This window comes from Pontibacter deserti, from assembly GCF_023630255.1.
GTDB classification, from domain to species: Bacteria; Bacteroidota; Bacteroidia; order Cytophagales; family Hymenobacteraceae; genus Pontibacter; species Pontibacter deserti.
Genome location: NZ_JALPRS010000002.1, coordinates 571987 through 588478, shown reverse-complemented (window position 1 = coordinate 588478; position 16492 = coordinate 571987). Strand labels below are relative to the sequence as shown.

Annotated in this window: 6 protein-coding genes; all 6 read left to right on the top strand. The window is 46.2% G+C overall.

Annotation, left to right across the window (positions count from 1 at the left end; genetic code table 11):
- Positions 1-560 precede the first annotated feature (560 nt).
- The 6 genes from MJ612_RS14580 (at position 561) to MJ612_RS14555 (ending at position 16357) form a co-directional block, all read left to right on the top strand.
- Complete coding sequence (locus MJ612_RS14580; protein ID WP_187030950.1) at positions 561-3140, top strand: M14 metallopeptidase family protein; 2580 nt, start codon at positions 561-563, stop codon at positions 3138-3140.
- Positions 3141-3606: 466 nt separating this feature from the next.
- On the top strand, positions 3607-12954 hold the full coding sequence (locus MJ612_RS14575) for a gliding motility-associated C-terminal domain-containing protein (protein ID WP_187030952.1): 9348 nt from the start codon (positions 3607-3609) through the stop codon (positions 12952-12954).
- 8 nt (positions 12955-12962) lie between these two features.
- Positions 12963-13967, top strand: a complete 1005-nt coding sequence (locus tag MJ612_RS14570) for a PorP/SprF family type IX secretion system membrane protein (RefSeq protein WP_187030954.1) — start codon at positions 12963-12965, stop codon at positions 13965-13967.
- A 122-nt stretch (positions 13968-14089) separates the two neighbouring features.
- Positions 14090-14623: a hypothetical protein gene (locus tag MJ612_RS14565; protein WP_187030956.1), complete on the top strand. Its 534-nt coding sequence runs from the start codon at positions 14090-14092 to the stop codon at positions 14621-14623.
- A gap of 26 nt (positions 14624-14649) precedes the next feature.
- The gene (locus MJ612_RS14560; protein ID WP_187030958.1) at positions 14650-15054 is read left to right on the top strand and encodes a DUF2721 domain-containing protein; all 405 of its coding nucleotides are present in this window, start codon (positions 14650-14652) and stop codon (positions 15052-15054) included.
- A gap of 85 nt (positions 15055-15139) precedes the next feature.
- Positions 15140-16357, top strand: a complete 1218-nt coding sequence (locus tag MJ612_RS14555) for an S-adenosylmethionine:tRNA ribosyltransferase-isomerase (RefSeq protein ID WP_187030960.1) — start codon at positions 15140-15142, stop codon at positions 16355-16357.
- The last annotated feature ends 135 nt before the right edge of the window (positions 16358-16492 follow it).

Below are 16492 nucleotides of genomic sequence, written 5' to 3'. Positions count from 1 at the left end.
AAAGACAATAGACAGCCGGCCACCTTGAAAAAGGCAGCATTAAAAGCTTACTATAAGCAGAACTTATAGCTGTGCAGGCATCAACGTACAGTTATATTTGGCGGCAAAAGCGAAGAATTCAAATAATCCTTCATTATCCTCCTAATATTTTGTACTTTAAGGTATAAATATGGAGATGGCATAAAAGCTTAGCATGGATGTATGCTACATATTATTACCATAGTACAGTATATACTTTATTAAGTTACAATATTTTTATACTTTTTTTATTTGTGGTTGAATTATGCTCGTTAATTGCTCAAATTGAACTATATGCATAATTATAAATATTTTAATACAGCTATATAAAATTGCGTAAGCAGCCATCTTAACAAAGCATGTATCTACAAAGAACTGCACCTTGAAAAAATAAAATTTATCACCTCATCAAGCATATAAAAGAGCAGACTTTACCTGAGCTGCTTGACATTAGTTATGAAGGGAACTTATACTTGCAAAAGCGTGCATAAAAGAGCAAATTGCATTAGCTAATCTCTATACCTTAAAACTTATACTTACCCATGAAGAAACTGTACACACTTGCTGTTACAGCACTTTTATTATGTAGTAATTGGGTATTTGCCCAGACTACGCTTTCATATTACCTGCCTAAAGGAGTAACCTATAGCAAAAGCATCCCTACACCGCATCAGGTACTGGGCTATGAAGTTGGTGAATGGCACGTGAGCCATGACCAGTTGGTGATGTATATGCGCCACATGGACCAGGTATCTGACAGAATCACGCTGGCAGAATATGGCCGCACCCATGAGAACCGACCGCTATACTTACTCACCATCACATCCCCTGAAAACCACAAGAACATAGAACAACTAAAGGCTGATCATAAACAACTGACAGACCCAAGCAATTCTTCGAAGCTGGATATTAAGAATATGCCGGCTGTTATCTGGATGGGCTATAGCGTGCACGGCAACGAACCTAGCGGAAGCAACGCTGCGCTGCTGGCAGTATACCATTTGGCAGCAGCCCAGGGACCGGAAATAGAAAAGCTTTTAAAAGAAACCATTATACTGGTTGACCCCTCTATTAACCCGGATGGGCTTAACCGTTTTGCAAGCTGGGTAAATACAAACCGCGGCGAGAACCTGGTAACTGACCCGAACAGCTCTGAGTTTAATGAAGTATGGCCACGTGGCAGAACCAACCACTATTGGTTCGACCTTAACCGCGACTGGTTACCACTTCAGCACCCAGAGTCTCAGGGAAGACTGGCAAAGTTCCACGAATGGAAACCAAACCTGCTGACGGACCACCACGAAATGGGCACCAACGCCACATTCTTTTTCCAGCCGGGTATACCAAGCCGCAACCACCCGCTTTCCCCGGAAAACGCATTTAAACTGACCCAGAAAATTGGTAACTACCACGCCAAGGCACTGGATAAGATTGGCTCCTTATACTATACAGAAGAAAGCTACGATGACTTTTACTATGGCAAGGGATCAACCTATCCGGATGTGAATGGCGCAGTTGGTATTTTGTTTGAGCAGGCAAGTTCCCGCGGCCATGCCCAGGAAAGTATAAACGGTGTGCTTACCTTCCCGTTCACGATCCGAAACCAGTTTGTAACCACGCTTTCGTCGTTAGAAGCTGCACAGGCCATGCGCGAAGAACTACTAGCACATCAGCGCGATTTTTATAAGCAGTCTCTGAACGAATCTAAAAAGACAGCAACCAAAGCTTATATTTTTGGGTCAGAAAAGGACCCGGCGCGCGCCTATCATTTAGCTGAGATCATTCGTCAGCACCAGATCGCGATTTACCGACCAAAAGAAACTATAAAAGTTGGCAATAATACCTATAGACCTCAAAGTGCTTATGTAGTGCCACTGGAGCAGCCGCAGTATAAACTGATTGAAGCAATGTTTGAAAAGCGTACTACTTTCAAAGACAGCCTTTTCTACGACATCTCAGCCTGGACCTTTCCGCTCGCTTTTGACCTGGAGTATAATGCCCTGACCGGCAAAAACTATAAAACATCGCAGCTTGGCGAGAAAATGGATAATCCGCAGCTGCCAGTTGGTAAAATCAATGGTGGCCAGAGCAACTATGCCTATGCTTTCGAATGGAAAGATTACTATACCCCACGTGCACTTAACACTTTATTTAACCATGGCATACAAGCTAAAGTAGCTACTGATAAGTTTAAGACAAGCGATGGCAGATCTTTTGATTATGGAACTATACTTATACCTGTGGCTGGTCAGCCGGTTTCCGGAGCGGATTTGCATCAACTATTAGAAAAAACGGCAGCAGCCAATGGTTTAGAAGTATATGCTATGCCAACAGGCCTTACTACAGAAGGTATAAAACTAGGCAGCCCGATGATGCAGAACCTGCGCAGGCCAAGTGTAATGCTTTTAACCGGCGATGGCGTAAACAGCAACGATGCAGGCGAAGCATGGCACTTACTCGACAACCGTTTCGACATTAAAACCACACTTATAACAGCAGATAACTTTAACCGTGCCAACCTGAGCCGCTATAATGTACTGGTAATGGCTGATGGGTCTTATAACGATGTATCAAAAGACAAGCTGCGTGCATGGGTGCAGCAGGGCGGAACTGTCATAGGCATGGGAGAGGCTATCAAATGGTTAGCTACCAACGGCATCAGCAACATCACTTTTAAAGAAAACAAAAAGGAGAATACAGAAACAGAACGTAAGCCTTACGCTGACTTAGACAGCGAATCTGGGGCACAGGTAATAGGCGGCGCTATTTTCGAAACTTCCCTGGACCTGACCCACCCACTCGCGTATGGCTATACCGATAAGCAGCTGCCAATTTTCCGCAGCAACACCTTGTTTATGGAACCTGCCAAGAACCCATATGCAAACCCTATTATGTACACTGCTAATCCGTTAATGGCTGGTTACATATCAAAGCAAAACCTGCAACTGGCAAAAAACTCTGCAGCTGTGGCTGTAACTGCAATTGGGGCAGGTAAAGTAATTGCTATGCCTGATAACCCGAACTTCAGAGCATTCTGGTATGGTACTAACAAGCTATTCCTGAACAGTATTTTCTTCGGCCAGATCATCAGCAGTGGTTCTGCCCGCGCCGATGAAGAATAAGTATAAAACAAGCTAAAACAGGAAAGCCCCGGTCAAATGATTGGGGCTTTTTTGTTTGATTTAAAGGTCAATGGTATATCAGGCTATACTTCTATTTTGTACTTAACAAACCACTCCCTCCTCTATCAACTATAATACAAATTCATACAGATATAAATTATTACATACATTATTTATAAAATCATAATTACTACTAGCTTTTATTTTTCCTTTTAATTAGCTAGTAGATATATTATAGTTATGTTATTTATTAACTTTCAGCGCAATACGAACAAAAATTTACTTTTCCAGAAACTATATTTTAGTAATATTGCTTACAAATCCAGCTCAGATTTTCTGATTATTATTCAAATTAAGTTATTGATACATCAAACATAACGCATGTTTACAACATCAATAATTAATACTTTTTTTGTGCAATTTTTACAAAGGTGATTATTAAGTGCTACAGTAATACTAACTGCTTATGAGAATACTTTTACCGCTGCTGTTAACCATATTGTTTTTCGGGTTTTCACCATCAGCTGCATTGTCGCAACAATGCCAGGAGCCGGAGGTTACCTTACCGGCTGCACAGCGTTACTGTGGACCAACCACTATTTCGTTTAGTGCTACCAACCCTAATCATCAGCCTGTATATACTGCCAACCCGGGTGGTACAATTACCAAGTATAGTTGGGTGCTTAATGGGTACGAGGTGTCTACGGCGGCTTACCCAAGTATAAACTTCCCTACACCAGGTACGCATACCATCAGTATTACTGTAACTAAAAGTTGTGGCGAGACTGCCACCGCTTCGCAGCAGATAACTATTGATAAGATACCTACTGCACCAGCCGTTGAAAGTATAGCCGTATGTACCGGCAGCAACGCTACGCTTTGGGTAAGTAACCCGGATCCGAACCTGCTATACAAGTGGTACGATAGCAACGGAGTGTTATTGGTTTGGGGTACATCTTATACAAAGACCAATGTTACAAACACAACTGTTTACATAGAAGCGTTGACTAACACGGGTTGTACGTCTCCGCGCACAATGGCAACTATAACCGTATCTTCTACAAATGGTAATGCCACACTTTTAAACGGAGATCAGCAGATCTGTGCCGGCACAGTTCCTGCCATGATAACAGGGAACGCACCACAAAACATGACATTCCAGTGGCTGCAAAGCACCACGAACGCCACCAGCGGTTATAGCCCGATCGCATCAGCAAAAGACAAAGATTATACTCCACCAGCACTTTACCAGACCACCTGGTTTAAAAGAATAGCCTACAATGGCGGTTGTGGCGAAGAAACGAACCCGGTAAAAATTACGGTAACACCAATGCCAGCTACGCCTATAGTTTCTGATGCATTGGTTTGCTATGGCACACGTGCTACTTTTACTGTTACTAACAACGATGGCAACACAGTTTATAAATGGTATGCCACAGCAACGAGCACTACGCTACTGGGCACAGGTCCGACGTTTGTAACACCAAGCCCGGTAACTGGCCCTGTTTCTTATTTCGTAGAAGCAACCACTACTGCATCTACTAATTGCTTTGTCTCCTCCCGAGTTGAAGTTAAAGCCAATTCTACTCCAACTATAACCAATAATACTATCAGTGCCGATCAGGCCATGTGTACGGGTGGCAAACCTGAACCACTTACTGGATCAACCCCGGCAGGTGGCGGTGGCGGCTACATTTACCAATGGCAGCGCAGCACCAACGGCAGCACCTTTACCGATATACCTGGAGCTAATGCCGTAAACTATGCCCCGGCATCACTTACAACAACTACCTGGTTCCGCCGCAGAGTAAAAGCAGCCAGCACCTGCCCCGAAACATATAGTAATACTGTTCTGATAACTGTAACGCCGATGCCGGCTTCTATTGATATAGTAGAGCCGATGATATGTTATGGTTCGCCTGCTACCATGGTGGTTACAAATCCGGACCCTGGCTTTACTTATAGCTGGTACGATGTAGAAGTTGGTGGAACTGTGCTGGCAACCGGTACTTCTTATACTACAGTACCCCTTACAACCAGTAAAACTTATTATGTTGAGGCTACCGCAACTTCAGGTTGTTATACTACACGTCGCTCCGTAGATGTAACGGTTACAGCATTACCTCCTGCCCCTACTGCAGCAAATGCTATAGTTTGCGAAGGCAACAGTGCTACTCTGGCAGTTAACCCAACTGATGCTACTATTTTCTACAGATGGTACGATAGTAACCAAAACCTACTGGCAACAGGTATAAATTATAACACAGGCCCACTTACAGCAGATGCTGTTTTCTATGTAGAAGCCGTAACGAAAGCATCCCCTGGTTGTGCCAGCCCGCAGACAATGGTGCAGGTAACAGTTACCCCGGCTATAACAAACAATACGCTAACCGCAGATCAGGCTATTTGTAGTGGCGCTACCCCGGCTGCATTACAAGGTACGCTACCTGCAGGTGGCGGCGGAGGCTTTACTTACCAGTGGGCTTTCTCTGAGGATGGCAGCCTTTTCCAGAATATAACAGGTGCAACAGGTAAAGATTATGCACCGGGTGCACTAACAAAAACCACCTGGTTCCGCAGAACAGTTACAGCTTCCGGAAAATGTGCTCCTTCTGTTAGCAATGCTGTTAAGATTACTGTAAATCCATTGCCTGCCCAGCCTGTCGCTCAGAATCAGAACATTTGTACCGGCACAGGAACTACATTACAGGTTACTTCACCGGATGCAAACCTTACCTATAAATGGTATGCCACTGCAACAGGAGGAACAGCACTGGCAACAGGCACCAGTTATAATACAGGTATCCTGACATCAAACAAAACATACTACGTAGAGGCAGTTTCAGGGTCGGGATGTATAAGCACAGCGCGCGGTATGGTTACGGTAACTGTAACCCCACTACCAGCCATACCTGAAGCTGACAATGCTGCTATCTGTGCCGGAAGTACAGCAACGTTAAAAGTACTGGCAGCAGATGCAAACCTGGTATACCGCTGGTATGATGCTGAAACAGATGGCACTTTGCTAGCCACAGGCACCAACTATACCACCGACATATTATCAGCAAACACTACTTTTTACCTGGAGGCGGCCACAGCAGGCGGTTGTACCAGCCCCGATAGAAAAGCAGTGTATGTAACAGTAACTCCATTGCCAGCTATACCTGATGTAGATAATACTACTGTCTGTTCGGGTGATGCTGCAGTATTGTTTGTTAAAAACCCTGACCCTACGGCTACTTACAATTGGTACTCAGGTGGCACATTGCTTTCTTCAGGCGTTACTTTTACAACAGATATCCTGGGTAGCAGCACTACTTTTTATGTTGAAGCAGTGGCTAACTCCAGTACTGCCTGCACAAGCCCGGCCCGCAGAACAGTAATTGTAACTGTAACTCCAAACATCAGCAATAATACTATCTATGCAAACCAGACCATTTGCAGCGGCGGCACACCAAACACTTTAACTGGTACTACGCCATCAGGTGGAAACGGAACCTATACTTACCAATGGGAACGCAGCGAAGACGGCGTTAACTTCTCAAGTATAGCCGGCGCCAATAATGCATCTTTCGCGCCCGGTTCGCTTACCATCAGCACCTGGTTCAGAAGAAAAGTAAAATCGTCGGCAGGCTCTTGTCCTGAACATGTAAGCAATGTTATAAAAGTTACTGTTTCTCCGCTTCCGGTTACGCCTGCTGCAGCAAGTATAACTATATGCTCCGGCGAAACTGCTAAGCTTAACATTACCTCCCCCGATGCATCTTTAACTTACAAGTGGTATACTTCTTCAACAGGAGTAAACCCGCTTGGAGTAGGCCCATCATTAACTACTGAAACACTTACAGCAACTACCACTTATTATGTTGATGCTACCAGCTCGGCTGGTTGCGTTAGTGGCAGAAGAGCAGTTACGGTTACGGTTAAACCACAACCGGCTACACCTCAGGCTTCTGACCGAACTATATGTTCCGGCCAGACTACTACCCTTTCGGTTACAGCGCCGGATCCTACGTTAACATATCGCTGGTATAATGTTAACGGTGACCTTCTTACAACCGGAACAACGTATACTACTGAAATTTTAACTAACAGCACCACCTTCTTTGTTGAGGCATCAACTGTAACAAGTCCTGTCTGCACCAGTTCGCGCAAAGCTGTAGTAGTAACTGTTAGCCCGATCCCGACTACTCCGGTTGCTTCGGATGCCGCCATCTGCACAGGCACGTCAACGAACTTAACTGTGCAATCGCCTGATGTGAACTTAATCTACAACTGGTATACTTCGCCAACAGGAGGTTCTGCCATTGCAACGGGCGTTACATTTAATACGGGCAACCTTACTTCTAACAGAGTATATTATCTGGAAGCAGCTACAACAGCAGGTTGCGTAAGTACAAGAGCTCAGGTTACTGTAACCGTAACACCGCTACCAGCTACACCAACTGCTGAAAGTATAGCTATTTGTGCGGGTGCTCCTGCTACCCTGGCTGTTAAAGATCCGGATGCAAACTTAACTTACAGATGGTATACAGCTGCTTCAGGCGGAACATTACTGGCTACAGGTAATACTTATGCAATCAACTCTGTTAATGGCACAGTTACTTATTATGTAGAAGCAGTTACAACCGGCGGTTGCGCCAGTGCGTCTCGTGGTGCAGTTACAGTACAGGTTACATCACTTCCGGCTACTCCGGATGCTGACAATGCAATTATCTGCGCCGGCGACAACGCTACCCTTTGGGTGAAAAACCCTGAACCAGGCCTGATCTACCGCTGGTATGAAAGCGGCATTTTAGTAGCAACCGGTATCTCTTACACAACTGAAATCCTAGGCTACAGTGCTACTTATCAACTGGAAGCTGTTATAAACACGATAACTGCCTGCGCAAGTCCGTCCCGCAGAACAGTATCTGTAACTGTAACAACCCCGATCACAAACAATACGATCTCAGCAAACCAGACCATTTGCAGCGGTAGCACACCAGCCCAGATTACAGGAACACTACCAGCAGCTAACGGCAGCGACTTTGCTTACCAGTGGGAACGCAGCGAGAATGGCACAAACTTTACGGCCATCGCAAATGCTACAAGCCAGAACTATTCGCCAGCCGCTCTTACTGCTACAACCTGGTACCGAAGAAGAGTAAAAACAGCCAGTGGTACTTGTCCGGAGCATTATAGTAACGTGGTACAGGTTACCGTAGCACCAATACCTGTAACGCCACTTGCTGACAGCAAAACAATATGCGAAGGCAGCACTACTACACTTAAAGTAAACACACCGGATGCTACACTTACCTATCGCTGGTACAATGTTGCTACCGGCGGCAGCAGCCTGGCTACCGGCGACTCTTTCACTACAGGTATACTTAGCAGCTCCGTTACTTATTATGTAGAAGCTGTAAGTGCAAACGGATGCTCCAGTGCCCGTAAAGCTGTAGCTGTAACCGTTACACCAACACCAGCCCTGCCACTTGCCGAAGACCAGACGATTTGTGCAGGACAGCAGGCTACACTAGCTGTAACATCTCCTACACTCAGCTATACTTACCGCTGGTATGATTCGGGTGGTGCGCTACTGGCAACAGGTACTACTTATACTACAGGTGTACTTAACAGCAATGCCATATATTATGTTGAGGTAACTACAGGCGGAACGCCAGCTTGTACGAGCGGTCGTAAGGCAGTAGCAGTAAATGTAACGCCACTGCCAACTGTTCCGGTAGTAAATAACGTTACTGTTTGCTCCGGGTCTCCTGCTACTTTAACTGTTAGCACTGTAGCACCAGATGTTACTTATAACTGGTATACTGTAGCAACAGGCGGAACGCCAGTTAGAACCGGATCCAGCTATACTACTAACGCGCTTACTTCTAACAGAACATTTTATGTAGAAGCTGTTTCGGCATATGGTTGCATCAGCTCATCACGCCGGGCAGTATCTGTTACGGTTACGCCACAACCGGCAATGCCTGTCGCTTCTGATCAAACGATTTGTGCCGGCGAGCGAGTAACGTTTACTGTTTCGTCACCTGATGCCACCCTGATTTACCGTTGGTATGACAAGAATGGAGCACCGCTGGCAACCGGAACCAGTTACCAGCCAGCTGACCTTCTGTATGCAAACACAACATTTTATGTTGAAGCCGCCACTCAGTCATCGCCAAGCTGTGTCAGCCCTCGCGAAGCTGTTAATGTAACAGTTACACCGCTGCCAGCCGCTCCGGCGGCTGATGATGCCCGCATTTGTGCGGGAAGTACGGCTACTCTTTTCGTGAAGAATGCAACACCAACTATAGTATACAACTGGTACGATGACAACGAAACACTGCTATCTACCGGCACAACCTTTACTACTCCGGTGCTAACTGCAGATGCTGTTTATTATGTAGAGGCAGTCACCACATCAGGATGTATAAACCAGGCGCGTACGCTGGTTACTGCATTTGTTTCTCAGCCTATTTCCAACAACACTGTTACAGCAAACCAGACTATCTGCAGCGCATCTGTACCGGCAAAACTTATAGGTTCATCGGCCATGAGCGGTAGCGGAACAGTTACTTACCAGTGGGAAAGCAGCGAAGACGGCATCAACTACAATATTATACCGGGTGCTACCGGCAGAGATTACCAGCCACCTGTTACGTATGTAACTACCTGGTTCAGAAGAGTGGCGTTTGTGCCTACAGGTACCTGCCCTGAGCAGAAAAGCAACATAGTAAAAGTCACAACCATTGCTGCCCCTATAACTCCACAAGCCAATAACATTACAGCTTGTGCCGGTGCAAAGGCAACCCTGGCTGTATCGGCTCCTGAGCTAGGTTATACTTACCGTTGGTTCAGTGTGGCTACAGGGGGTAACAGCCTTGCAAGTGGCATCATGTATACCATAGATGGCGTTCAGGCTGAAACTACTTACTATGTAGAAGCAGTGAATGGAAGCGGTTGCGTTAGCCCACGAAAAGCTGTAAATGTTTTTGTAACGCCACTTCCATCCATACCACAGGCAGCAGACAAAGTGATCTGCTCCGGCGAGCACACAACCCTATCGGTTAATAACCCGGATGTAAAACTGAACTACAGATGGTTTGACGGAAACGGAACGCTGGTAGCCAATGGCTCATCTTTCCAGACCAGCAAATTAACTCAGAACACTGTTTATTATGTAGAGGCTTATACTACCACTGCTCAGGCTTGCGCCAGCCAGCGCAAAGCGGTAACAGTAAGTGTAATGCAACTGCCGACAGCTCCTGAGGTAGACAACGAGGCCATCTGCTCCGGTACCGGCACTACCTTGGTTGTGAAACAGGCAAGCGCTGGCTTAACCTATAAATGGTACAGCGTAGCAACAGGCGGCATAGCACTTGCATCAGGAACAACTTTCGAGACAGGCGCTTTAACATCAGACAGAACATACTTTGTTGAAGCTCATAATGGTTCAGGCTGTATAAGTACCAGAACTGCTGTTACTGTTAAGGTTTCGCAGTTACCAGCTACGCCAATGGCAGCTAACCAGGCAGTCTGTGCCGGCCAGACAGTAACATTGCGCATAACACAGCCTGATGCTGCTTTGAACTACAGATGGTATGATGGAGCAGGTAAATTGCTGGCAACCGGCAGCAGCCACTCTATCAGTGGGCTTACAGCCAGCACCACGTATTATGTAGAAGCAGTAACAGCTACAGGTTGTGCAAGCCCTACACGCAAAGCGGTGGTGGTAAGTGTAGCGCAGTTACCGGCTACACCGGCTGTTTCCAATGCTTCAATCTGCTCCGGCGAAACCGTAACACTGTTTGTTAAAAATCCTGACCCTGCACTGGAGTACAGATGGTATAACGATGCCGCCGGTACTACACTGATAGGTTCCGGTATTTCCTATACTTCACAGGAAGCGCTGTACTCAAGCAAATCTTACTACATCGAAGCCGTAAACGCAGCAGGTTGTATCAGTAGCAGCAGAGTACAGGCCAACGTACTGGTAGTAGGCAAACCAGGCCTTCCGGTAGCTGATGATGCTACAGTTTGTACTGGCAGCAGTGCTACCTTATCAGTTGTTGCACCTGAGGCTGAACTAGTGTACAAATGGTTTGATGCCAATGGCACATTCCTGCACACCGGCACTACTTACACTACTGTTCCATTGTCATCTAAGGCTATATTCTATGTAACGGCTTTCAGAGCTATACCTGGCACAACACAATACTGTGCAGGTCCATCAGAAGCAGTAACTGTGAATATTTCTTCTGCGATATCCAATAACACCATTACCTCAGGTGAGCAAACAATTTGCAGCGGCGCCATACCAGCACCATTACAAGGTTCATTGCCTTCAGGTATAGGTGCAGCCACACCAGCTTACCAGTGGGAACGCTCTAACGATGGTGTAAACTATGTAAGTATAGTTGGAGCTTATGCGCAGAACTATGCACCGGATGCACTAACGCAGGATACCTGGTTCAGAAGAAGAGTAAGAGTGGCCGGACCATGCGGCGAAAGTATAAGCAGCGCAGTAAAAATTACAGTATCTCCACTGCCAGCTACGCCACTAGCCGATAATATTACGATTTGCGAAGGCAGCACTGCTACGCTTCGTATCAAGAATCCCGCTACTGGCGCCAGCAGCATTACTTACCGCTGGTTCTATACTGCTTCCGGCGGAACCGCGATCGGCTCTGGTATCACCTTTACAACACAGCCATTGCGTACCAGCACTACCTATTATGTAGAAGCTGTAAATGCAACTAACTGTGCCAGCAGTACCCGTCGTGCAGTAACTATCACAGTTAATCAGTTAATCACGGATAACACCATCAGTACAGCACAGACGATCTGCAGTGGAAGTATACCGGCTGCCCTCACTGGCTCCGTAGCTTTCGAAACTTCAGAACCTTACAATTACCAGTGGCAGCAAAGCACAGACGGCGGAAACTTTACCAACATTTCCGGTGCTACAGGCCAGCATTACGCTCCAACCGAAGCATTAACCAGAACTACCTGGTACAGACGTGTGGTACGTTCGTCAGGCCCTTGTGCAGACCATATTAGTAATGCCGTAAAGATGGAAGTAGTACCGTTGCCAACTGTGCCAGGTATAGCTTCTGTTTCTATATGCCCTGGAGCAAGTGCTACTTTGCAGGCTACCGGTGTAGCAGCCGGCACAAGGTTGGAATGGTACGATGCACCACAAGGCGGTACTTACCTTGCCGAAGGAACTACTTATAGAGCTACCCCAAGTGTTACTACTTCTTACTGGGTACAGGCCGTGAACAGCAACAACTGCGAAAGCGCAGCGCGCCAGGAAGTAAAAATTATTGTAACAGCACCACAAGCTCGAATTAGTGGCGATGTAACAATTATGCAGGGTAAATCTACGAAGTTGGTTGCCAGTGGCGGTGCAACTTACAGCTGGTCTCCGGCTACTGGTTTAACAGACCCAACTGCCGCTTCTCCACTTGCCAACCCAGATGTAACCACTACTTACACTGTAACCATCACAACTCCGGAAGGTTGTACAGCTACTGCTTCAGTAACGGTAACTGTTGTACCGGCCATTGTTCCGATGAACGCTATGACTCCAAACGGTGATGGCATTAACGATGTGTTTTATGTGGAGCACCTGGACAAGTATCCTGATTGCCGAGTGGAGATATTTACCCGCTGGGGAGAGAAGATCTTCGAAAGCAAAGGTTACGATGAGCCATGGAACGGTACCCGCAATGGCAAACAACTGCCGCTGGGCGCTTACTACTACATCATTCATTTGTCAAAAGACGAAGCACCAATTTCAGGAAGTATAACTATTATTAAGTAATGCCAGCTATGAGACGATTAACAGCAATAGTAGTGGCACTGGTTGCCGCAGCAGGCACCGCACTGGCGCAGCAGCGCCCACAGTACACACAATACGCGTTAAACAATTACCTTACAAACCCTGCAGTAGGCGGCATAGAAAGCTATGCCGACCTGCGCACCAGTTACCGGGGGCAATGGGCAGGCGTAGAAGGTGCACCTGAAACCTTCTATGCCACTATACATGGCTCTATTGGTAACCCAGACAATAACAAAACCTCTCCCAAATCCAGGAAAGTAAATAAGTCCGGATTTTCGAGCCGTAACAGCTACAAAAAAGCAGTACCACACCATGGTTTAGGAGCAGTTATGCAAGTTGATAAAGCTGGCTTATTGCGGACTTCTACTATAAATGCGACATATGCTTACCACCAGCCGATCACCAGGTATCTTACCTTATCAAGCGGACTGGCAGGCGGAGTAACGCAGTATAATGTAGATGTAAATCGCGCACAAGTACAGGATCCAAGTGACCCTTACCTGGTGGGTGGTAACATGTCAGCCACTAAGGTTGATGTAGGTGTTGGGTTATGGTTGTACAGCCCTGACTTTTACGTTGGCTTATCAGGAATGCAGTTATTAAAGAGCAAGCAGGAAATTGTTACAACTGATGACCCAGCCATGAACCTGCAGCCCCACTTTTATGGCACAGCGGGCTTTCGTTTCCAGACCTCAGGAGATGTAGCAGTAATACCTTCTGTTATGGTGAAAGCAACCTCATCGGCTACACCTGCTGTTGACTTGAACCTGAGGGCACTGTATGCACAGTATGTTTGGGGCGGTGTATCTTACCGCCACAACGATGCCTGGGCACTTATGGCGGGTGTGAATCTCAACCACCTTTTTGATGTAGGCTACTCTTATGAAGTTGCTACCTCCAGCATGAGCAAAGTAAGCGCCGGCAGCCACGAAGTAGTAGTAGGTTTTAAACTGAACAATGCCAGCAAAGTGCTATGTCCGCAGTGGGTGTGGTAGTTTAAGTATAACATCAACAAATACAGAAAAGGCCCGGTATACCTTAGGAATACCGGGCCTTTGTTTTTCATAGTATAAAAGCGGCCAAACCATTACCTTTGCAGACTATAAAGCAATAACCGATGAGCGCCAAAAACCTACAGTTACTTTTAGAAACAGCCTATAACTCTGAAAACCCTCAGGTTTTTGAAGAAGGCGCTGCTAATGTGTATAAGAAATTTGAAGAAGTATACAGAACCTTTGTTAAGACAAACAAGGCAACTGATGAACTTAACTTCAGGTTTGAGCGCGTGCGGCTGGGGGTGGCTATTGCGTTTATAAAAGCCTATACGCGCCTTGCTGATAACGAGACAAGCATAGAAGCATTGCATGTATTGCAGGATGCCCTTAAAGCGAAAAGCTCACAAGAGATTGACAAGATCGTACAAAAGAAAATCGCGGTATTTGATAACCTGTACCACGAGATCTTTGTGAACGAAGAGCGCGAACAGATACTAGGTCTATTTGAAGCTACGCTGGATGCTCACTCAAAAGAGGAACTGGACGAGTTAATGATAGAAGGGCTGGAACTTTTGACTGCCATTGATTTTGAGCACCACGCACAGCAGGATGATGACGAACCACTGGATGAAGATTTCCTGAAAAGTATTCAGTAACTGCACTCACTGGTCTGCGCACAGATATGGAAATTACGCTCACCACTCCTGCCCTATTGTTCCCGGCAATTTCGTTGTTGCTGCTGGCCTATACCAACAGGTTTATGGCGCTGGCCAACCTTATCCGGAGCCTTAAAAAGCGGTATGCTACTACACACAGCCATTTAGTGTTTGGGCAGATAGAGAACCTGCGCACCAGGCTGGTGCTTATCCGTAATATGCAGGCGCTGGGCATATCCAGTATGTTTGGCTGTGTTTTCTGTATGTTTATACTTTTTGCAGGCTATGACACAACAGGCAAGTACCTATTCGGGCTAAGTCTGCTATTGCTGCTTGGATCTCTGGGGCTTGCCCTGCGCGAAATACAGATATCCGTAAATGCGCTCACACTCGAACTGAACGATCTAGAAGAAGAAACTGAAAAAAATTAGTTATGAGTTCAGAGTTACGAATTACGAGTTGCTATACTTGTATTTTTAACTCGGCACTCGAAACTCGTAACTCAGAACTATAAAAATGACCGATCCTAAAAAGCTGGCGATAAAAGATTTTGTGTACGAGCTGCCAGATGAACGAATAGCTAAATTCCCGTTACCGGAGCGTGACCAGTCGAAGTTACTATACTATAAAAGTGGCGCGATAACCGATTATACTTTTACAGACCTGCCGGAGCTTTTACCAGCCAATACTTTACTGGTTTTTAACGATACCAAAGTAGTACAGGCACGCTTGCTTTTCCAGAAAGAGACAGGTGGTATAGTGGAGATATTTTGCCTGGAACCTGTTAAGCCACACGCTGAAGTACAACTGGCCATGCAGCAAACCGAAAGCTGCACCTGGAAATGCTTGGTAGGTAACAATAAACGCTGGAAGAGCGGGAAGCTATACTTATACTTTGAAGATGGCAAACTTACAGCAGAGCGCGAAGCACAGCAGGACGGGCATTTCCTGATAAATTTTGCCTGGGAGCCGGCTAACTTAACTTTTGCTGAAGTACTAGAGCGCTGTGGTAAGCTGCCACTCCCACCTTACTTAAACCGCGATCTTACCCCCGACGACCGCACTCGTTACCAGACAATTTATGCGAACCAGGAAGGTGCCGTAGCTGCCCCAACTGCCGGCCTGCACTTTACGGATAGGGTAATGGAAAGTATAAAAGCTAAAGGCATCGCCACTGCTTACCTGACCCTGCATGTTGGCGCCGGCACTTTTAAGCCGGTTAAAGCTAATGTGATGGAAGAACACGAGATGCATGCCGAGCAGCTATACTTAACCAAGGCTTTTATACTTCAGTTGCTGGCGCAGGCAGAGCAAAACAAGCCTGTTATTCCGGTTGGTACCACAAGTATGCGCTCCCTGGAGAGCTTGTATTGGCTAGGTGTGAGAGTACTCCAACAACCTAACTTGCCACAGGAGCAACTGCACATTACCCAATGGTTAGCCTATGAAAGTATAAATCTGCCTGGTCCTTCCGAAGCTTTAATGGCGTTGCTGCAATACATGGACAAGTATAAAACCGACCACCTGCATGCCAGCACCCAGATCATCATAGCGCCGGGTTATACTTTCCGCATCTGCAAAGGATTGGTTACCAATTTTCATCAGCCTGAAAGCACACTGCTGTTATTGGTTTCAGCTTTGATCGGAGAGAACTGGCGCAACGTATACCAGCACGCTATGGATAACAACTATAGATTCCTGAGTTACGGTGATAGTTCGCTGTTGCTACCGTAGTAACCAAGACACTCACAGGTTTTAAAAACACTGTGAGGTCTTATCAATTCTATGTATCCATCAAATCCTAAAAATCCTGATTCAGACAAAATCAAAACGCCTGCCCCGGATAGCCTGGGCAGGCGTTTATACTTT

Coding starts and splice junctions, on each gene's coding strand:
- MJ612_RS14575 (WP_187030952.1), top strand. CDS start 3,607: ATGAGAATACTTTTACCGCTGCTGTTAACCATATTGTTTTTCGGGTTT.
- MJ612_RS14580 (WP_187030950.1), top strand. CDS start 561: ATGAAGAAACTGTACACACTTGCTGTTACAGCACTTTTATTATGTAGT.
- MJ612_RS14565 (WP_187030956.1), top strand. CDS start 14,090: ATGAGCGCCAAAAACCTACAGTTACTTTTAGAAACAGCCTATAACTCT.
- MJ612_RS14570 (WP_187030954.1), top strand. CDS start 12,963: ATGAGACGATTAACAGCAATAGTAGTGGCACTGGTTGCCGCAGCAGGC.
- MJ612_RS14560 (WP_187030958.1), top strand. CDS start 14,650: ATGGAAATTACGCTCACCACTCCTGCCCTATTGTTCCCGGCAATTTCG.
- MJ612_RS14555 (WP_187030960.1), top strand. CDS start 15,140: ATGACCGATCCTAAAAAGCTGGCGATAAAAGATTTTGTGTACGAGCTG.